The 20,783-nt window shown below is 46.4% G+C and carries 16 protein-coding genes; 11 read left to right on the forward strand and 5 right to left on the reverse strand.

Features of this window, described 5'->3' with window-relative positions; all coding sequences use genetic code 11:
* Positions 1–6 precede the first annotated feature (6 nt).
* From MARGE09_RS15320 to MARGE09_RS15350, 7 genes are all read left to right on the forward strand, one after another.
* Positions 7–513, forward strand: coding sequence for a TRAP transporter small permease (locus MARGE09_RS15320; RefSeq protein ID WP_236983288.1), 507 nt, complete (start codon positions 7–9; stop codon positions 511–513).
* A 3-nt stretch (positions 514–516) separates the two neighbouring features.
* Positions 517–1,824 carry a TRAP transporter large permease gene (locus MARGE09_RS15325; RefSeq protein WP_236983290.1) on the forward strand — a complete coding sequence of 436 codons (1,308 nt, stop codon included), beginning with the start codon at positions 517–519 and terminating at the stop codon, positions 1,822–1,824.
* 413 nt (positions 1,825–2,237) lie between these two features.
* Complete coding sequence (locus MARGE09_RS15330; protein ID WP_236983292.1) at positions 2,238–4,121, forward strand: PhoX family protein; 1,884 nt, start codon at positions 2,238–2,240, stop codon at positions 4,119–4,121.
* An 823-nt stretch (positions 4,122–4,944) separates the two neighbouring features.
* A complete protein-coding gene (locus MARGE09_RS15335; protein ID WP_236983294.1) occupies positions 4,945–6,339 on the forward strand; it encodes a 5-methyltetrahydrofolate--homocysteine methyltransferase in 1,395 nt (464 codons plus the stop codon).
* Between the two features lie 271 nt (positions 6,340–6,610).
* Positions 6,611–7,045, forward strand: a complete 435-nt coding sequence (locus MARGE09_RS15340; RefSeq protein WP_236983296.1) for a MerC domain-containing protein — start codon at positions 6,611–6,613, stop codon at positions 7,043–7,045.
* A gap of 53 nt (positions 7,046–7,098) precedes the next feature.
* Entirely contained in the window at positions 7,099–7,281 is a 183-nt protein-coding gene (locus tag MARGE09_RS15345; RefSeq protein ID WP_236983297.1) for an SEC-C metal-binding domain-containing protein, read from the forward strand.
* 30 nt (positions 7,282–7,311) lie between these two features.
* A complete protein-coding gene (locus MARGE09_RS15350) occupies positions 7,312–8,313 on the forward strand; it encodes a CobW family GTP-binding protein (RefSeq protein WP_236983298.1) in 1,002 nt (333 codons plus the stop codon).
* Positions 8,314–8,719: 406 nt separating this feature from the next.
* Here MARGE09_RS15350 and pelA read toward each other — a convergent pair whose 3' ends face one another.
* Entirely contained in the window at positions 8,720–10,378 is a 1,659-nt protein-coding gene (pelA, locus tag MARGE09_RS15355; RefSeq protein ID WP_236983299.1) for a pectate lyase, read from the reverse strand.
* A 99-nt stretch (positions 10,379–10,477) separates the two neighbouring features.
* Entirely contained in the window at positions 10,478–11,419 is a 942-nt protein-coding gene (locus tag MARGE09_RS15360; protein WP_236983300.1) for a sugar kinase, read from the reverse strand.
* A gap of 366 nt (positions 11,420–11,785) precedes the next feature.
* Between MARGE09_RS15360 and uxaC the strand changes: the two genes are divergently transcribed.
* Positions 11,786–13,213: a glucuronate isomerase gene (uxaC, locus tag MARGE09_RS15365; RefSeq protein WP_236983301.1), complete on the forward strand. Its 1,428-nt coding sequence runs from the start codon at positions 11,786–11,788 to the stop codon at positions 13,211–13,213.
* Between the two features lie 21 nt (positions 13,214–13,234).
* A complete protein-coding gene (locus MARGE09_RS15370; RefSeq protein ID WP_236983302.1) occupies positions 13,235–14,701 on the forward strand; it encodes a mannitol dehydrogenase family protein in 1,467 nt (488 codons plus the stop codon).
* Between the two features lie 75 nt (positions 14,702–14,776).
* Here the strand turns inward: MARGE09_RS15370 and MARGE09_RS15375 are convergent, their stop codons facing one another.
* Together MARGE09_RS15375 and MARGE09_RS15380 are read right to left on the reverse strand one after the other, a co-directional pair.
* Positions 14,777–15,160 (reverse strand): glutaredoxin family protein, encoded by a 384-nt coding sequence (locus MARGE09_RS15375; protein WP_236983304.1) that lies wholly within the window; start codon positions 15,158–15,160, stop codon positions 14,777–14,779.
* Complete coding sequence (locus MARGE09_RS15380) at positions 15,157–15,456, reverse strand: helix-turn-helix domain-containing protein (RefSeq protein ID WP_236983306.1); 300 nt, start codon at positions 15,454–15,456, stop codon at positions 15,157–15,159. The genes MARGE09_RS15375 and MARGE09_RS15380 overlap by 4 nt, the downstream gene beginning before the upstream one ends.
* 376 nt (positions 15,457–15,832) lie before the next feature.
* Here MARGE09_RS15380 and MARGE09_RS15385 point away from each other — a divergent pair, with 376 nt between their 5' ends.
* Together MARGE09_RS15385 and MARGE09_RS15390 are read left to right on the forward strand one after the other, a co-directional pair.
* Complete coding sequence (locus MARGE09_RS15385) at positions 15,833–16,504, forward strand: META domain-containing protein (protein WP_236983308.1); 672 nt, start codon at positions 15,833–15,835, stop codon at positions 16,502–16,504.
* A 16-nt stretch (positions 16,505–16,520) separates the two neighbouring features.
* Positions 16,521–17,570 (forward strand): DUF1552 domain-containing protein, encoded by a 1,050-nt coding sequence (locus MARGE09_RS15390; RefSeq protein ID WP_236983310.1) that lies wholly within the window; start codon positions 16,521–16,523, stop codon positions 17,568–17,570.
* Positions 17,571–17,942: 372 nt separating this feature from the next.
* On the opposite strand, the gene MARGE09_RS15395 is transcribed toward MARGE09_RS15390, so the two are convergent.
* Positions 17,943–20,345: a TonB-dependent receptor gene (locus tag MARGE09_RS15395; protein ID WP_236983312.1), complete on the reverse strand. Its 2,403-nt coding sequence runs from the start codon at positions 20,343–20,345 to the stop codon at positions 17,943–17,945.
* Positions 20,346–20,783 lie beyond the last annotated feature (438 nt).

A 20,783-nucleotide genomic window follows, 5' to 3' on the forward strand; every position in this document is an offset into this window, starting at 1 on the left:
TAACGCATGTCTACCGTCGTTCTTATTTCAACAAGGCTAGAAAAAGCCCTTTCTAATTTTTTGGCCTTCCTAATGGCTGCCATGGTAATAGATGTACTGTGGCAAGTGATATCGCGCTTCGCGCTAGCCGACCCAAGCTCCTACACAGAGGAGCTCGCACGCTTTCTTTTAATGTGGGTAGGTTTGCTCGGTGCAGCCTATGCCTACCGCAAGCACTCTCATCTAAGCTTAGACTTAGTGATTAAATCCGTTTCGCCGGCCGCTCAAATTCGATTAAACCGGTTTATTCAATGCGTAACCTTTACGTTTGCTTTATGCGTGATGGTGTTTGGCGGATATAAATTAATGGCACTGACCCTAAGCCTTAAACAAAATTCTGCTGCACTGGGTATACCGATGGGATGGGTTTATGCCTGCATCCCAATAAGCGGCTTATTTATTTGTTGGTTTGCATTCGATAATTTCATCCATGCTGGATCACATTCAGAAAACAACAATAACTCAAAGGTGTAAGTCGTGGATCCGTCTATTCTTATTCTTGTCATTAGCTTCACTTTTTTATTGATTATCGGTACGCCGGTTTCTATTAGTATCGGGGTGTCGACATTACTGACCATGTTGGTGAGTATTGATTTTATCCCTGCCGTAACAACCACTGCGCAACGCATGGGCGGTGGGTTAAACAGCTTTTCGCTACTGGCCATCCCCTTCTTTATTTTATCGGGGTTGTTAATGGGCCAAGGCGGTATAGCTAGGCGCCTTGTCGAGTTTGCCAAGGTGCTTATTGGTATGTTTCCTGGCGGCCTTGCCTTTGTAAATGTTATCAGCTGTACGTTATTTGGTGCAATTTCAGGTTCTGCCGTCGCCGCCACCTCGGCTATTGGTAGCTTTATGATTCCAACAATGAATAAAGAGGGCTACGATAAAAACTTCAATGCCGCGATCACTGTTGCCTCGTCCACTACTGGCCTATTAATTCCACCAAGTAATATTTTAATTATTTATTCCCTTGCCAGTGGTGGCGTCTCCATTGCGGCATTATTTGTAGCAGGCTATATTCCCGGCTTACTGATGGCGGCTTTTCTGATGATTGTTTGCGCTATTTACGCCCGCATTAAAAAGTTTCCTGTGGGCGAACGTCCATGTTTAAAGGATGTCGCCCTTCGCAGCTGGGAGGCAATCCCAAGCCTTGCGCTCATCTTTATTGTTATTGGCGGCATCATTAAAGGCATTTTTACCGCAACAGAAGCCAGCGTTATTGCTGTTTTGTATGCCGGCTTCCTCTCGCTTGTGGTGTATAAGGAAATTGCATGGGGTGATTTAAAGCCACTGCTGGTTAAAGCCGGCGAAACCACAGCCATTGTATTATTGCTTATTGCAACATCTACGGCTATGTCTTGGATTTTAAGTTACGAAAATATTCCCCAGGACCTATCAACCCAATTACTAAATCTTACAGAGAACCCACTTGTCATACTGTTAACAATTAATATTATTCTACTGCTGGTCGGTGTTTTTATGGACATGACACCCGCAGTGCTGATATTCACTCCAATACTGCTCCCCGTTGCCGAAAGCCTAGGCCTATCCCCACTACATTTCGGCATTATTATGATCATGAACCTATGCATTGGATTGTGTACGCCACCGGTCGGTAGCGTATTATTTGTTGGCTGTAGTGTTGCTAAAACATCCATTGGCTCACTAATAAAACCCTTATTACCGATGTACGCCGCAATGATATTTGCATTGCTATTAGTTATTTTTATCCCTGCCTTAAGTGAGTTTTTACCAGAGTTTTTTGGCCTGTATAACATGCCCTAAAAAAACAGCTCAGCGGTAACTTAAGAATAAGAAGAGGCGGCCCATCTGAGGCTGCCTTTTCGTTTGTATGAATATTCAAAACCCAGCATCTTTTCTGACCGTACTCATTAAGCACGGTAGTTATCAAACCGCTACAAGTCTTTAATTGAGGAACCCAACTTTCAAACCGTAACCGAATGGTCATTTAAGCGACACGAAAATGAAACTTACTACCGTAAGACTGTGTGCTTACCTTAAGGCAGGCCATAAGGGCATCACTTAAAATAGTAATTTTTGTGTGAGAGCAAGGAAGCACCGCCCGGAGAGCCGCAGTTTACGTAGTGTAAATGAGGACTCGAGGACGGAGCTGACGCCGCTATCGCGAAAAAAGTGCATTTTTAGAGATGCCCATTAACCAATTACGGGGAAAAAGCATGAGCAACGAAGTAAAGTTTGACGATCAAGAGAATTACAGTGTTAACCTTTCAGGCAATAAACCTTTCGAGCGCGTTTTAGAGGGTTTCGTTTCACGCCGTAAGGTGGTTGCCGGGGGATTAACCTTAGCCGCTACATCTTTCCTTTCTACCAAGTCGTTAGCCGGCGATTGGGGTAATGACAATTTCCGCGATAAGGGCGACAAGTGGGGCAAAAAAAGCCACAAATGCAAAGTAGGCTTTACGCCAGTTCCAAACTCGGTAGGCGAGCTAGACAACGTCATGCCAGAGATCTCCGACGATTATCAGTACGACGTACTCATCCCTTGGGGCACAGCACTAGAGCCTGGCACCGTTAAAGAATATACCGGTGATCCAAGCACTCGACCAACGGCCCAAGAGGCCAGCCTGCAAGTGGGCATTGGGCACGACGGCATGTGGTTTTTCCCATTTCGCGGCAGCAACCGCAAAGGCGTTTTGGCCATCAACCACGAGTACGGATCCAACTCGCATGTATTAGGAAAAGATGCACCAGAAAGTTTAGAAGACGTGCGCCTGTCTCAAAACGTACACGGTGTTTCTGTGGTGGCGATTAAAAAAAGCCGCGATGGCAAGTGGACAAACTACAAAAGCGCCAAATCACGCCGCATCACCGTCAATACCCCTATGGCGTTTTCTGGCCCAGCGGCAAAATCCAAATTACTTCAAAACCCGGCCGGCAACATAGCCTTAGGCACCTTAAATAACTGTGGCTCTGGCGCCACTCCTTGGGGTACTTACCTCACGTGCGAAGAAAACTTTAACGGATACTTTGGTTCAAGCGAAGGCGATGCTTTTACCGGTACCGAAGAACAAGACCGCTATGGCTTTAGCGCCAATGGGTTTGGCTATGGCTGGGAAAAATTCGATAAACGATTTGACCTTTCCGATGCCGACTACACCAACGAACAAAATCGTTTTGGTTGGATTGTAGAAATCGACCCTTTCGACGCCAGTCAAAAACCCGTTAAGCGCACTGCAATGGGCCGCTTTAAGCACGAAGCCGTTGCCGTCACGATTGGCAAAAAAGGTAAAGCCGTTGCCTACATGGGTGACGACCAGCGCTTTGATTACATTTACAAATTTGTTTCTGATCGCAACCACCGCAGCATGTTGCGCGAAGGCGTAAGCCCGTTAGACGAAGGTAAACTTTACGTCGCCCGCTTTAACGAAGACGGCACCGGCGATTGGCTAGAGCTTACCATCGACAACCCAATGTTGGCTGCGCGTTTTAACTCGCAAGCCGAAGTATTAATTTATGCGCGTATTGCTGCCGATATACTAGGCGCGACTCCAATGGACCGTCCCGAGTGGACCACCATAGGCCAAGAAGAATACGTGTACTGCACCCTAACCAATAACAGTCGCCGTACCGAGCCAAACGCTGCCAACCCAGAGACTCCAAACTCCACCGGCCACATTATTCGCTGGAAGGATTCAGAGCATCACACGGGCACGTCTTTTACTTGGGAAATCTACATGCTGGCAAGCGCCACCTTAGGCACTGAAGAAACATTCGGAAGCCCAGATGCCCTATGGGCAGATCCGTACGGTCGCTTATTTATTGGTACCGACGGAGGTCAAGAGTTTGGCCTGCAAGATCAATTGCTTGTGATTGATACCAAAACGGGAACCTCGCGCCGTTTATTAACGGGGGTTAATTCTGACGAGGTCACAGGTATCACCGTCACGCCGGACCAACGCACTATGTTCGTTAACTTGCAGCACCCAGGCAACGGTGACCCAGGCGCCACCAACTTCCCTGCAGAGCCAGACGGCTACACCATCCCAAGGGATTGCACTTTAGTAATCACAAGGAAGGATGGCGGGATTATTGGTTCTTAGTGAGTCTTAATTTATAAGCGTTACTTTCAACCTAAAAACCGCAGCTGAACCATCAAAGTCTACGCATCCCCTTGGTGCACCTGACGCGCGATAAAAATGATTCATCACCAACAAGGTGACTACACATTTTTACTACACGCCATACACACCAACGGAATGCGCATCTTTTTGACTCTCAACTGCGGTTTCTAGGTTCAAACGGGGTGGCTTCACTACCCCGTTTTTTATTTTTCATGCGCTCTGTATTTTGTATGCACTGAATACGGAGTATCGCACCCGCTGAAGCAACTTTTTTCAACTTTTTTCTCCCCAACTTACGCACACCTATTGCCGCACTCTCTACATTGTCGGCCGATCTACCCAGTGCCTTTTCTGCACTCAAAGAAACAGCGCGTATTATTTGGGGACATTGAGTATTTCCCTACATTCACGTGGCATCCACTTTAAACGCCATTCCAGCAACGCAAGGCAGCTTTAATTGAAAAGCGCATTGCCAATCACAAATGATATGGTATATCATCTCACCCACTAACAGAAACCCTCAACATTCGATGGCAGCTCTCTTCTCTTCAGCCGGTAAAAATGGGAAAGCACCTGCTAGCATTTGTGAAAATATCGGCGATACGGCGCCGATCAAATTCTACCTGGCCCCACCACTGTGCCACTGCTCTGTTAGGGTCATTAACACGCTGGTATTAAATCAAATAGTACGCAACGCAGGGTTTCGGTGATACATCGTGATTGGCGCAACCGTAGGCAACACAGACAGCCCAATCATAAATATTCGATAAAACATTGAGCCAAACAACATCCGAGGAAAATCATGCCCCCCTTTTTTATTAAACAGTTAGCACTTTCGTTAACAGCAAGTGCTGTAATTATGGCCTTAACTGGCTGTGGTGATGCAAATACAACAATTAATGAAAAAGCATCGATTACAGCTAATGATGATCACGACGAGCATGAGCATGAAGGCCATGACAATCATAATCACGGAGGAGAATCCGAAGGGCGATTATTAATAATAAACAGTGATGATTCTGAAGCCGACATCTACGATTTGGCTGATGGCGACCTCATCACAACACTCGCTTTGGATGCAGTACCTAGCGCGGTTTATGCCTCTGCGGGTTATCGACTTGCGGCACTCATCGAGCGCAACAACGACAAAGTCGGCTTTATTGATGGTGGTTTGTGGCAAGTCGCCCACAACGACCACTTCGATTTAATAACTACGATGCCCAGCCTATCTAACTTCAGTTTAACCGGCAGTCGGCCTACGCACTTTGTGCCTCACGAAGGCCAAGTTGCGCTATTTTTAGACGGCAATACAGATACTGGATCAAATGCCAGCATTCAAGTGTTTGATGATCATGTAATTGAAGGGCTAGAAGCGCCTCTCACTATTGCACTCACCATGCCGCAGCACGGTGTTGCTGAACCTCGAGGCGAGCACGTGTTGGCAAGCCTTCGCCGTGACGATACCGTTTCTAGCTCCAATAATTTTAACCTACCAGATCAGGTCGGCGTCTATCATCTGCATGACGGCGAATATATTCTAGAGCAAACTTTAGATGTTAACTGCCCCGACCTGCACGGTGCTGCACAAAACGAAAACCATATTGTATTCGGTTGTAGTGATGGCGTATTGCTCGTTACCGATAATGGAAATGATACATACAGCGCGCAAAAACTGTTAAATACAGAAGATGTTGCCGACGGATTGCGCATAGGCAGCCTATGGGGCAACCCCGAAAGCGGTCAATTTATTGCCAAAGCTAGCGCGCATTCGGGCAGTACAGCGCAATTTTTTATGATTGACCCTACCGAAATGGAAATGGAGCTTATCGACTGGCAGCCAATGCCGGGAGCACAATCAGTTGCGAGCCAGTTTTCTTTTGAAGCGGAGCACTTTGTTATTTTGGACGACCAAGGCTACCTAACCACCATAGAGCCTCACCTTGATGGTGATCACACGCACTGGGAGTATGGCGAGCGACTAGATATTACCGATGCAGATGTCAGCACTTTGAGCGAAGGCATGAAATTTTCTATGACGCTCGCCCAAAATGAACACACAGTCTATATTGCCGACCCACTAGAGCAGCATGTACGAATCATCGACTTAGAACTATTGCAAGTCGTCAGCGATCTTGAACTTGACTACATCCCCGCCATGATTACTTGGCTTGGTATTGGCGAGAGTCATGATCATTAATATTCATTTTTCTTTAGCATAGTTTTTGGCGGAAGCTTAGCTTCCGCCATCGCCTAAGGACACTTCTAAAAATGCATCTTGTTTGCGACGGAGGCACTTATATTAACTTAAAGCCAGATCCTTAGTTCGCAAATAACTCCGCCAACAATCATGTCGTGTATTCGCAAATAGAATTGCGCAAAAATACCTACTACAAGCTAATGATTTCTCAGCTGAAATTGCACGGCCTAAGTGATCACAGTTTAGCAAAATGCTACCGAAGGAATCCGCCTTGATTAAAGTCCAAACACTTTCAGATACAACCGCCATTAGCCTATCGTTGATGTGTGCGTTACATTGCTTAGCTTTGCCTTTGGCATTGATTGTATTTCCAAGCATAGCCACACTACAACTCGACAATGAATACTTTCATTTTTGGATGATCATTATCGTAATTCCCATCAGCCTCTATGCGCTGACATTAGGCTGTAAAGCGCACAAACGTTTCTATACTCTTTCAATTGGCGTACTCGGCCTAGCGCTTTTATTGCTTGCGGTTTCCCTCACGGAAACTGTAATCAAAGAGATCGGCGAAAAAATACTGACGCTCATGGGGGCCACGTTTATTGCTTTTTCTCACTACCGAAACTATAAACTTTGCCTGAACAACACCGATTGTGCCCGCCCAGAAGGCACTAAAGTAAAACAGACTGAAGGGCATCTCTAAGGTATACATTGCTGAGTATTAAACATTAACGAGAATTCACACCCTAAATATTTATGAATAATTTAGAATGCAACGAAGCGTCTAACCCACTAGAAGCGGACGAGCCTAACAACTGTTGCCCGCAGGCTAGTTGCTGTGCGCCACCGACCCCCTTTGTTAACGCCACCCCTAGAATAGGCCGAAATGATCCCTGCCCGTGCGATAGCGGGAAAAAATATAAAAAGCGTTGTGGTTAATAGTAACCTAAGCGGTTGAGGAAACATGCTGTGAGCAGAAAAGAAAATCGTATTTATGGCGTACCTACCAATATTATCACTGGCTTTTTAGGGGTTGGAAAAACGACATTTATTTTAAGCCTATTACAACAAAAGCCCAAAAACGAGCGCTGGGCAATATTGGTAAACGAGTTTGGTGAGATAGGTGTTGATGGCAGCCTTATTAGCGGTAATCATAGTGAAGCCGAAGAGGTATTTATTCGTGAAGTACCCGGAGGCTGCATGTGTTGCGCTGCAGGCTTACCCATGCAAATTGCGCTCAATCAATTAATAGCTAAAGCCAAACCAGACCGTTTGCTAATAGAACCCACCGGTCTTGGCCACCCCAAAGAGGTGCTCGAAGTGCTTAGCGCCAAGCACTATCGAGACATATTAGATATTCAGCAATGCATTACTTTAGTCGATGCGCGAAAACTGGCAGATACCCGCTATACCAAACACGACACATTTAACCAGCAAATAGCAATGGCCGATATTATTGTCGGGCACAAAGCTGACCTATATGGCAAGGCAGAGCAAAATACTCTAATTAATTACGTCACTCGCGAGCGCGAAAATGTTGTTCCGATTATTTTCACCGCACAGGGTGAACTCGACATAGCAACCCTCAATGGGAAGTCTAAAGTCATTACAACACTCCATCACCACAATCACTCGACTAAATTAGACCCCAGTATTAATGATGCAGAAATTCCCAGTAAGGGCTACTTAAAAATCGAAAACGCAGGTGAGGGTTTCCATAGCATCGGCTGGCGGTTTGCCCCCGATAGAATCTTTAATCGTTCGGCGCTGATTAATTGGTTTGGCAGTATAAATGTAGAACGCGCAAAGGGCGTTTTTATTACTAACGACGGAGTTTTTGGCTATAACATTACATCAGATACCATAACCGAGACCGAACTCGATGATTGCATCGAAAGCCGTTTAGAAATCATTACCCTTGAAAAAAGCGCTTTAGCCGAAGTCGATTTATGGCGGTCGCTTCAGCAATAAATCGCACACATTTCAATATGGGCACTTCTAAAAATGCACTCTTTCTGCGATAGCGGCTTACAGGTTTTCGCTCCTCGACATTCAGCTCCTGCAATGTCTAATAAGGTGCTTCCTGCACCGATGCAAAACCTGTATTCAGTCCATCCATGCACATTAGCTCGGTCCTCGACCAAAACGCCAGGAGCGTTTTGGGTTGCCGCAGGGCAATCCGTAGGATTGAAGCCAAGGAGGGCTTCAACAAATCCTCACAGATTGGAGGATCAATTTGCACAGCTTGCTGCCCGAAGGGTGAAGCGCAAGGATGCGCTGAATGATTTACACCACGTAAACTGCGGCTCTCGGGCGGTTCTTCTTTGCTCTCACACAAAAATTACTATTTTTAGAGGTGCCCTATAGATTAGCAAGCCTAGTAGCCCACACTATCGGCATAGTTAATAATCTTTTCGCCGTAGCCTCCGCCCCAACTATAACCATTGCGGCGCTCTTCAGAGATATCCATGATATCGTATACTTTACGGCTATCGCGATCGCTAAAGAAGCCTTTGTTAGTGGTGAGGTCGTAAAACCTAAACCATACTCGGCTGCCATTTTGGGGCACAAATTTTTCTTCGACAGATTTGTTGTAAGTGTAATCGGCAAGGTAAGTGTTCGGGCTTCTAAACCAAGCTAACGCGGCTTTTACCGCATTCGCAACTTCTTCCGTTTGCGGTTGTGTCATCAAGAATGCAACCACCTCAACAGATTCGCTACCACTTAAAGATTCCAGCTCATACGCCCGTGCTTTTTTTGGTAGGTAATCGTCTTTGCCATGCTGCGCACACCAAACCGTGGGCACACCATTTTGCTTCCACTGGGCTTTTATAATGTAATCCACACCTTTGGCGACAGCATTTTTTGCTCGCTCGCGCTGGGCATCAGTAACCACGCCGGTATCATAAGGCGCTGTTTTTTGTACCACGTGATGCAAAACGGTTAAGATGCGCGACATAGCATCATCGTTAAAAGTAACGTGATCGGAATAACCACCTCTTAGCGGATAATATTGCGGCCAACCACCCGAAGCGTATTGTGCATCTAATGTGTAATCTAATGCTTTGCGTACTGCATTTAGGTATTTATTATCTTGCGTTGCATTGTAAACATCAGCAAGAAACGTCATCTCCAAGGTGGTTGCGCCATTATCGAAAGTGCCTAAGCCATCCCCGCCACTACCGGCTGAATCGTAAGCTTGATTTTTAGGCCAGCCACCATTGGCGTATTGGTGGGATAAAATAATATCGGCCTTATCGTGGCTCCATTCCGATTTATATTTGTTATAGCGTGAATGCACAGGGTTACCTGCTTGCGGTAGAAATTCGCCCTCCCCAATATTGCTAGGAGCGCTACTTGAAGCCGCGCTAGAGGAAGCCACCGGCAAGCCCTCACAAGCGCCGCCACTAATGCCGTCGCCAATAATTTTTATAGCGTCGATATTCCCTAAACCACTGTCGTTACGACTTACTAGCTCTAATGTGTTTAGCCCCTGCACAAGATCGACAGTAATTGATTCTGTTTCCCACTGCGTCCAAGCGTTTGTTGTTGGAAAAGCTAGCATGTAGCTACCATTGCTGCCTTCATTGATATTCAACTGCGCAGGCCTAGCTTCGTCGCCACCATTCGCGAAACGAATTTCCAAGGTAAACGTATCGCTAGTTTGCGCGGCTAATTGCCAAACAATCTTTGCGCCGGAATAGTTGTCTGTATTGGCATAACCCAAACCAGTGTAACCGTCGTTGTCTGTTTCTACGGCTAGGCCATCGATAGAACAAAAACCCGCATCACCTTCTTGTAAGGTAAACGCTTGCACATTCGCTGCCGAGCTAGAGCTTGCCGCCTCTGAACTTGCAATAACCACACTAGAAGATGAAGCGCCCATTGAAGAGCTTACCGCAACGCTTGACGAGCTTTGGCTTGAAATAGGCAAGCCCTCGCTGGACGAGTTTGTAGCTGTAACTTCGGGTTGGCCCGTGCAGGCGGCTAAAGCCAAAACCATAGGCAAAGCGCTTAGATTTATTATTTTTTTCATATTTGCAAGCTCACTATTTAAACGTTGGAAATTATATTTAATTAGGGCGGCGAATACCGTGAAACGGATCATCCCCCTTGTTTTGCTACCGAAACAGCGCTAAACGGTAGCATTTTTAGGAGCAATGGCACCCCTGTGCTTAATAACACTGCCTGCGCACTGGTTTGCACAGGAAATAGAAACACTCAAACTCTTACCGGCTAGATGCGCCGCCAAGAAAGCGCCATTGAAGCTATCACCGGCAGCGGTGGTATCCACCACAGTCTTAACCTGCGGCACATCAATAAACACCGGCGGCAAAAAGGCATCGTCACCCTCAGTACGCGTAAAAGACACCACATCTTTTGCACCGCGCTTAACAATTAGTACCTTAACGGCCGTTGCTACATGCTGCTGGGCAACTTGCGTAGCACTTTCGCATCCCCATAAATTTTGTTCGTCTTCGTCTGTTAGCAGGGCAATATCCGTAATGGACATAAAGCGCTGAATAACGGCTTTAGCCTTTTGGTGCGATTGCCACAATCGAGGCCGGTAGTTGCTATCAAAAGCAACCTGCCCGCCTTGAGCTTTATATTCACAAAGTGATTGATGTAACGCATCAAGAGCTTGGTCAGGCAAGATCGCAAGGGTAATACCGCTTAAGTACACAATTTTGCTACGTTCTATACAACGGCGAAACAACGCAACGGCACTTGCTGTTGTTAGCATTTCGCGCGCGGGGGATTGGCTGCGCCAGTAGTGAAAGGTTCGCTCGCCGTCGGCTCGGTTCGCAATCATATAGAGGCCAGGCTCGCGCCCTTCCAGCTGCACAATACCCTCTGTATTTATGCCTTCATCAGCCAATAGCGCCAACATTTTAGCGCTATAAGGATCGTCCCCCAATTGCGTGAAATAGGCCACATTCGCACCATGGCGCGCCGCATAAACCGCGGTATTGAAGGTATCTCCTGCAACGCCAACTTTAGCTGTACTTAATGCGTGAGGCGCATCGGTGCTAGATAGCTCCAGCATCACCTCACCAATCGCGACTAAATCGGTCATATTTTCGTGTTCACCTCACTAATAATTGGTAATACCAGTTTTACATTAACCCGCATTTAAATGCCACTTCATTTCAAATTATTGGCCGTATTTTTGCGATAACTCTCGTTTATCTGCATATAAAGCCGGTAAATGCAAAAAAATGGCATTTTGGTTTGACACCAATAAGGATATCTGAAAACATCTATTGGCCTTACCGATTCGACAAGCTATTGCACCCCAGTAGGCAATTGGCTTGGCTTAACTGTAAGCCCCTTCATGGTTTATTTGGGGGCCTTCGTGGCCCCCGTTTTTTTAAACTGATGAAGCCACTACACTTAATAAAGCGCCATGAATAATCCGATACAATCACCACAGCAGACGCCCATGAACTCACGCAAAAAAGAACTATTATCGCTTAACCCTAACCGTCTTTTCTCGGCGGACCCAACACAACGAGCAATTGCTCAGCGTTTGTATGCTGATGTGAAAAATCTACCGATTCTCAGCCCCCATGGTCACACCGACCCTCGCTGGTTTGCTGAGGATGCGTCGTTTGGCAATCCAACAGAATTACTCATTAAGCCCGACCACTACGTTTTTAGAATGCTTTACAGCCAAGGCATCTCAATGGAGTCACTTGGCATAAGAACACACGACGGCACAGCCACCGCGAGTGATCCCCGTGAAATATGGCGTATATTTGCACAACACTTTTATTTATTTAGAGGCACGCCATCGCAGCTATGGCTAGAGCATGTGTTTAGTGAAGTCTTTGGTTTAGAGCACCGGCTTAACGAGCACACGGCAGACGAGTACTACGATCGCATTAATGCCGCATTACAGTCCGATGCCTATCGCCCCCGCGCCTTGTTTGACCGCTTCAATATTGAGTGCTTAGCCACAACAGAGTCACCACTCGATACGCTAGAACACCACATTAAAATTCGCGATAGCGGCTGGCAAGGCAATGTAATTACCGCCTTCCGCCCAGATCCAGTCACCGACCCGGACTTTGAAGGCTTTCGTGAAAACGTCAGTGCTTTAGGCGAATTAACTCAGCTAGATACATCAAGTTACACGCAATACTTACAAGCGTTAATGCAAAGGCGTGCATTTTTTAAAAGCTTAGGCGCTACCTCAACCGACCACGGCAACCCTACCGCAATAACGGCTGATTTAACGCGCGAACAAGCACAGTCATTATTTGAAAAAGTATTAACGGGAGACTTTAGCGCGCAAGATGCCGAAACATTTAGAGGGCAAATGCTAACGGAAATGGCCGCCATGAGTTTGGAAGATGGCCTAGTGATGCAAATACACCCTGGATCTCACCGCAATCACAACCAAACGGTATTTAAACGCTTTGGTCGAGACAAAGGCGCGGACATACCCAGCCAAACAAATTATGTCGATGCATTAAAGCCTCTACTGAATAAATTCGGCCACCGCACAGACTTAAGCATTATTTTATTTACCTTAGACGAAACCACGTACAGTCGCGAATTAGCGCCGCTAGCAGGCCATTACCCATGCTTAAAATTGGGTCCCTCATGGTGGTTCCACGATAGTCCCGAAGGAATGCGTCGCTTTAGGGAGCAAGTTACCGAAACGGCAGGATTTTATAATACAGTTGGCTTTAATGATGACACTCGTGCTTTTCTGTCTATTCCTGCTCGTCACGATGTAGCACGCAGAATGGACTGCACTTGGCTAGCTCAACTTGTTGCCGAACACCGCATAACCGAAGACGATGCCCAAGCACTAGCGCAAGACTTAAGTTACAACCTAGCCAAACGCGCCTATAAACTTTAAAGCTAAATACGATTATATTTTATGTCCCGACTTAATAGTGCATTAGCGCAAAGCGTTACAACAGTGCAAACACCACAATACAACAGGCAAAAAACTAAAGCTGGCATCATTCATTTAGGCATTGGCGCTTTTCACCGAGCCCACCAAGCTTGGTACACCCATCACGTGATGAATCAAAACGGCGGAGATTGGGGAATTATTGCCTGCAGTTTACGCTCGGCCACCGTCTATCAACAAATGGCCGAGCAAGATTGCCTATACACGCTACTTGAGCGCGGAAACACCGATAAAACCGAGCTTATAGGCTCAGTACAACAAGTATTAGTAGGCCCCGAAAATCCGCAAGCCATTGTGGATGCTATTGCAGGCGAGAGTATTAAAGTTATTTCTCTTACGGTTACAGAAAAAGGTTATTGCCACCATCCAGCGACAGGGCAATTAAATACCGAACATCCCGATATTATCCACGACATTAACCATTTAGGCTCACCAAAGTCGGCAATTGGTTACATAGTCGCAGGGCTTAAAGCTAGGCAAGAAAAAAACTTGTCAGGCATTACAGTAATGAGTTGCGATAACTTACCCAGTAATGGCTTGGTCACTCAACGCTGTGTTTTACAACTTGCCGAAAGCATTTCACCGGCGTTAGCACGGTGGATTAAACAAAATGTAACCTTCCCCTCCACTGTCATAGACCGCATCGTGCCTGCCACTGTCGCAAACGATATCGCCTTGTTTGAAGACAAATTGGGCTACCGCGACGAAGCCATGGTTGTCGCTGAACCCTTTAGCCAATGGATTATTGAAGATAATTTCGCCAATACTCGCCCCGCTTGGGAACAGGTGGGTGCGCAATTTGTAACGCAAGCGGAAATCTACGAATTGATAAAGCTACGACTGCTCAACGGCACACACAGTTTGCTGGCATACGCGGGGTATCTAGCCGGCAAAGAAACGATTGCCGACGTCATGCAAGACCACGTATTAAAAAAGCTATGTACAGCCTTTATGCAAAGTGCAGCCAGCACTATTACAGCCCCCGAAGGTTTTGATATTAAAGCCTATCAAGAACAGCTTCACGAGCGCTTTGAAAACCCAGGTCTAAAGCATCGCACGTGGCAAATTGCTATGGATGGCTCGCAAAAAATACCGCAGCGCTGGTTAAGCACTTTAAGTGATATTATCGAAACTAATGGCGACATTCGTTTTTTTGCCTTCGCATTAGCCGCCTGGATGAAATACATCAGCGGTACTGATGATCAGCGTCGAGCAATACAAGTATCCGATCCACTAGCCGACGATTTTGCCGCGATTGCAAAGCAATGTGCGCACACCCCTACCGAATATGTAGCGCGTATTTTTGCACTAGAATCCATTTTTCCTCAAACGCTGCTAAACATAAACAATCTTGAGCTTTTCACTTGCGAATACCTGCGCGAAATCAACCTTAATGGCACGCTGGCAACAGCGCGCAAATTACTAAGGTAATATGGCGAAAACATAAGACATAAGACAAACAGTGAGCAAGCGACAAAGCCCCCCCTGCACGAAGAGGCTTTGCAATCAAAGTTGCTTGAGATAAGCAGCTTTAAAGCCTTTTCGGTCAAAGCCTTGCATTGTGTATTCATTAATTGTAATAAAAGGCACCCCGTTCCCACCTAACTGCTGATACTGTTGGTAGGCTGCGGGGTTCTTTTCAATATCCTTTTCGATAAAAGCAATATTTTTGCGTGTAAAGTACGTGCGCGCTGCTTTGCAATAGCTACACCAAGCCGTGCTGTACAGCGTTACAACGGGTAAAGTTCCAGCAACTACGTTCGGGTGGTTGCTATCGATAAGGGGCTTTTTTGATTGCTCTAGCCCATACCTAATACCAGCCGCCGCAACCGCTGCTAAAACAAAGAATATAACCACCGGTAACATTGCTTTAATTCGCGCAGGTTTCATTCGCCGGCCTTTAACGGCAAAGCCAATACATGAACCAAAGTGGATAAATTAGCACTGACCCAATCAGAGCTAATAGCACCCCACCCATTAATCCGATAGCCCCCGTTTTTATTCCCCCCCACAAACTCGCAATTAATATCCAGCTCATGTAGGGCCAAAATGGTGTCTTGCACGGTGCGCCTTGGCATGTTGGTGTGCCTAATAATCGCTGGCACAGTATTAATCCCGCCATCAATTAAATGGGCAACATATAAACGCCGGTAAAAGCTCGTTTTTGTTTTGCTGTATTTCGTCATAGCTCTTTAGCAGTTGTGATGTAATGCATGCTAGGGTAGCGGAATATTGCAGCGTTGGCGAATACGACCACAAGCAATGACCGCGGTATCTTCTAACACTACTTAGATTGGCCTACCAAACAAAGAAAACACCCCGCCAAATATTGAATACCTCCGATTGCCCGAAGAATGCCGCTGGGCGGCAAAGCATTGAAAACAATCAGTGCCCTTATTCACTTTTACGGTGTAAACAAGTACACAGTTTGGAGTTACTGAACTCTTAGATATCTGGCCACAAGCGGTTTCTCCTATATCCTAAGCTCGGCATTAAAATGCTAAGCCTGCTATTTAATAATAATGCTAATGTCGGTAGCAATTAGCCATAAAAGGAACTGCCATGAAAAAATTATTGATGAGTGTTACCACCGTGTGTCTAGTCGCCTGCCAAGGCGATACCGTTTTGGATTCACAAGCTCTTGCCAATACCGAATGGGTATTAAAATACAGCCAATCAGATATAGGTTTGCAAGAGTCTTTAAGTGGATTATTTACCGTGAAGTTTGACGCACAATCGCAAATGGAAGTTTCGCACCAGTGCGGTACTTACATGACGACTTACACTGCCGAGTACACTTCTGATGGCCTAAGCGCGCCCATAAAAATTTCGTCTATGGGCTCACCGGATGAAGCGAATTGCGATACCACGCAATTAATGGCTTACCAAAATACCTTGAATGCCGTCACCGATTACGATTTAAACGCCGACACGCTAATATTAAACGAGGGAAATATTGCTAGCTTGATATTGGTGCGTCGTTTTAATTTATGCAGCGCCCCTGCGTCTCTTACCGGAAGCCCTCCTGACGACGTATACGCACCTATAACCGTATGGCTTGATGTAGGCGATAACGCCCATCCAGGTATTACACAAGTATTTGACGAACAATACCCCGACTTTATGGTAATGCCTTCTAGCGAATGCGACGCCCGAATTTTGGCGAGCATGAATCGCAACACGCTCGATCAGTTACGCTGCAATGATGCCGTTAATAGCATTACTTACCGTTAATAAAGGGAATAATATTATGAGTAAACAATTATTATCGACGACTCGGCGCCAACTAATAAAAACAAGTAGCTTGCTAGCGGGGAGCATCGCCACGGCAAATGCATTGGCCGACAATGTCAGCCCTTCTGATACACCACGCGTTATATTCGTACATGTACCTGGTGGAGCCATTGCCGAACGATGGCACCCACAGGGCTGTGGTGATGACTTTGCTCTTAATGAAATGAGCGCGCCTTTCGAACCGGTAAAACAACATTGCGTATTTTTACAAGGTATTAACCTCGTTGATTATGGCCATGGCACCCTTTGGCGCCAATTAAACCCAGAATCGAGTCACAGCGAATCACTGGACATTCGCCTAGCGAAGCATTTTGGCGAAGATGTGCCATTAGCGCTTTCTGCAGTTAACTCCTCCCTAGACACAATGACTTACAGCGCAGAGGCCGGTCTAATTCCAGCAGCCTCCAATATGGAAAGTGTTTTCAATGCTTTGTTTTCGCAAGCACAATCAAGCTCACCATTGTTTAACCATTTCGCGCAGCAAGAGCTAGCATTGGACCCTTACGATTTTGAAACACAATCGCGACAAATGCTAGAGCTAGCCGTTTTAGGATTGCAGCACAATAAGACTCGTGTTGCGAGTTTGCAGCTAGGGGATGATGAAGGTAATTTTAGACTACCTAGCCTTGGGTTAGATATTGATTATGCGCAAGCACTTCACGCGACAGCATCGCCGCAAGCCTTTATTGCTTTTCGGCAATTTTTAAGCGAGCGCGTAGCCTATTTGATTAAACTATTAGCTGCTACACCTGATAGCAATGGCAACCCGCTGATAGACTCAACCTTAGTCGTGCAAGTCGCAAATATGGGAGACGGCCGCAGCCATACAGGTACAGATGCGCCGGTAATGCTGGCGGGCGGAAAACAGTTTATTAAAAATGGCTTAGTTATCCGCCCTCCCGCTGGCGCTAATACACAGCGCGAACTATTGGATACGGTGAGTTCTGCATTAGGCTTAACAGGCGATAACTATGGCGCTGGCCCCATAAGCTCTTTGTTACTGTAATAATTTATATAGATATCCAGCTCGATAGACAGCAATACACCTAAAACATTTTTATTTTAGGTGTATTGCCTTCAAGCTTATTAGCCAGGGCCATCCGAGTTAAAATCGTGCATTAAATCACCACAAAGCTCATCGGAGCTGTATTTTTGCGGCATTGAAGCGCCGGGAGCGCTTGAATAGCGCCCATGGATGGCTTGAGCGGCCCCTAAAATGCGGATTCGATGTGCTCTGCATGAACAGAATAATTCTTGCGTCACGATCTTCGTCTAACGAGCTTTGTTCTAGCCTTATTTAAGTGGAATTACCCTGGCTTATTAGCCACAAAAAAGTTGAAATCACCGGCTTTTAGCCGACCGGTTTTAGCTATTGCTGTTAAAAATTACCGCGAACACCAAAGCTAAAATTGCGACCGGGTCGTGGGGCAACATCTTTAATAAATGAAGTATGCACGCGCGCTTCGGTATTCGTTAGGTTTTCGACTTTTAGAAAAAACGCTAACTCATCTGCCCCTACAGGAAAACGATAAGTCACCGTAGCGTCAAACATATCATAACCTTCAGTAGGCGTTTCACGCTCGGCGGTATTGTCTTGCTTCGCGTAATGGGTCCAGTTTAAAGAAGCGCTTAATTGCTCGCCAGTAAAGTCCAAATCTGCGCCGAAACGCAACGGGGGCGTTCTCGGTAAATAACCGCCATTTTTAAGCTCGGCATTTACGTAATCCGAAAATACTGTTGTACGCCACTGCTCACTTAACTTCCATATTCCTTGCGCCTCAAAACCAAAAAGCCTAGCATCGGCATGGGTGTAGATATACACCGGTAATTCGTCTTCGTGCGCCTCTTCCTCATCTGTATGATCGCCTTCACCCACGTGATCATCTTCACCATGGTCGTGCCCAACCTCAGCGAATTTCCCAGTGAAATACTGATAGTAATAGTCGTCTATTTGATTATGGAAGGCATTCAAAATAAAACCGAAATCACCTTCGTGCTTGCGAAGCGTTAAGTCAATATTGTTTGAGGTTTCTAACTCGAAGTCAGTTTCGGCCAGTTCGAAATGGGGCTCACCGTCATCTTCATGCAACTCGAATAGTGCACCTATTTCGTATGTCCGCGTACCAATATGTGGGCCGAAAGATAAAAGCTCAGAAGCTGAAGGCGCGCGCTGAGCACGTGATAATGACACGCCCAAATTGTAACCAGGCGCGAAATCCCATACCGCCCCCAAAGACAAGCTAACCGGTGTAAAAGATTGATCCACAGCGAAAACACGCGTTTCTTCTGCAGCGTGATCATCATGCGCCTCATCAGATTCTGGCTCGTGACCGTGGACTTCCAAGGGTGGCAATAGAGCATTATCTGCGGAAATAGTCACCCTCTCGGCCCGACCTCCAAACTGCACTAACACATCTCCAAAATGCCGTTCTTCCATCATGGCCATGGCTAATGTCTGGGTCGTCGATGGCGGAGTAAAAGCCTCGTCACCTTGCGCTTCTACCTCACTGTTTTTATAGTGAAAATTAAGCCCGCCCTTCCAGTGGCGCCATTCTTGATGTAACAAATCTAATCGCAACTCAGTAGTCTGATTCGAGAACACCGTCCCGATATCGCCACCCTCTATTTCCGCGTGGCTATAGTCCGTGTAGGCCGCGCGTGTATTTATCGCGCGTAGCCCGGCAAAATCCACAGTCAACTCGCTTAATAGTTGATAGCGATTTTGCTCTAAATCCGCATAAACAACTGCGGCATCGCCTGCTTCTGGCTCTCCATGACTGTGTCCGGGAATACCATATTCGCGATCTAAACGACCTACTGCTATTCCGACATAACCGTTATCCAGCAAGTAGCTGGAGCCCACTGTATAGCCGCTGGATTGCTCTGCGCTATTAGCGACTATGTGCTTATCGGCATGCTCCTCATCGTGATCTTCCTCATGCTCGTCCTCCTGCTCTGGTGCCACTGGTACTTTATAGTCGTCGGCTTCACGCCAAAAGCCATCCGCATAAAAAGCGAAATGCTGCGCACCAGTTGTGGCATTAAAAGACGCAAGATTTTGTTGGTTGACGGTTTCGCGGCTAAGCATGAATTCGCCGCGAGTTTCGGGGTCTGTTGGCACCCGTTGATCTACCACATTAACTACACCGCCAATAGCACCACTACCGTAAAACAATGTGGCGGGGCCACGTAAAATCTCGACTTGCTGAGCCGTTGAAACCTCAGACGCTACCGAATGATCAGGCCCAACGCGAGAAACATCACTGACATCCAGACTATTTTGAGTAATAAGGACGCGCGGGCCGCTTAAACCCCGGATCACCGGTGTGCTGGCCACATTGCCATGGAAATTACTGTTTACGCCCGGCTGTCTGTCCAGCGTATCACCGAGCGTTGAAGCTTGTTGATTACGAAGCTCCTCACCAGTTAGTACAGAAACAGGCAAAGCGGATTCTATCACCGAGGTATGGATAGGCAGGCCAATCACATCCACCTGCTCGATAACCGACGCAGCTAAACGCACAACAAGAGGCGCACCATCGCGATCATGCAGATGAACCATTTGATGGCTATAGCCCGGCGCTAAAACATGAACCTCATTGGCATCGTCATCAATCTGAAAACGCCCTTGATCATCCGATACGATAAACTGCTTTGAGCCGCTGACTTTTATTTTGGCTCCAACAACAGGTACGCCTTGCTCTGTAATAACTTGCCCGTCAAGGGCATACGCATTCAAGGATGCCGCCGAAATGGCAGCAACCAGTAATTTGCACTTCATTGATAACTCCAATGGTTAAAGCATTTTTGTAACTATTCAGCCATCTGCACAATTGAGCGCTAGTTGATCATTATCTAGGCCGCTCAAGCCATCCATGGGCGCTATGCACGCGCTTTCGGGTGAGGAATGAATAGTTACGTATTTTTAAATAAGTTTTATCATTCCGACAGAAGCTAACAATGCATGATGCAATCGAGCAAATGGGTTGTGACTGTTCCGTAAACTAACCGGGCTTAGATATCTTAACGCTGAGAAATGGCAACTTCGATACACGGCACAAATGATATATCATATCTATTGCGTCGTACATAAGAGTTTGAAACGCTGTTATTACAGCCTAGAAAATATGTCGCTTTCGGCAGAACTTGAGCCTGAACCTATGTAGAGGGTAGCTCTACAAATAGTCACTATTTTGTGAGAGCAAGGACGGCAATGTCA

Source organism: Marinagarivorans cellulosilyticus (assembly GCF_021655555.1).
Lineage (GTDB): Bacteria > Pseudomonadota > Gammaproteobacteria > Pseudomonadales > Cellvibrionaceae > Marinagarivorans > Marinagarivorans cellulosilyticus.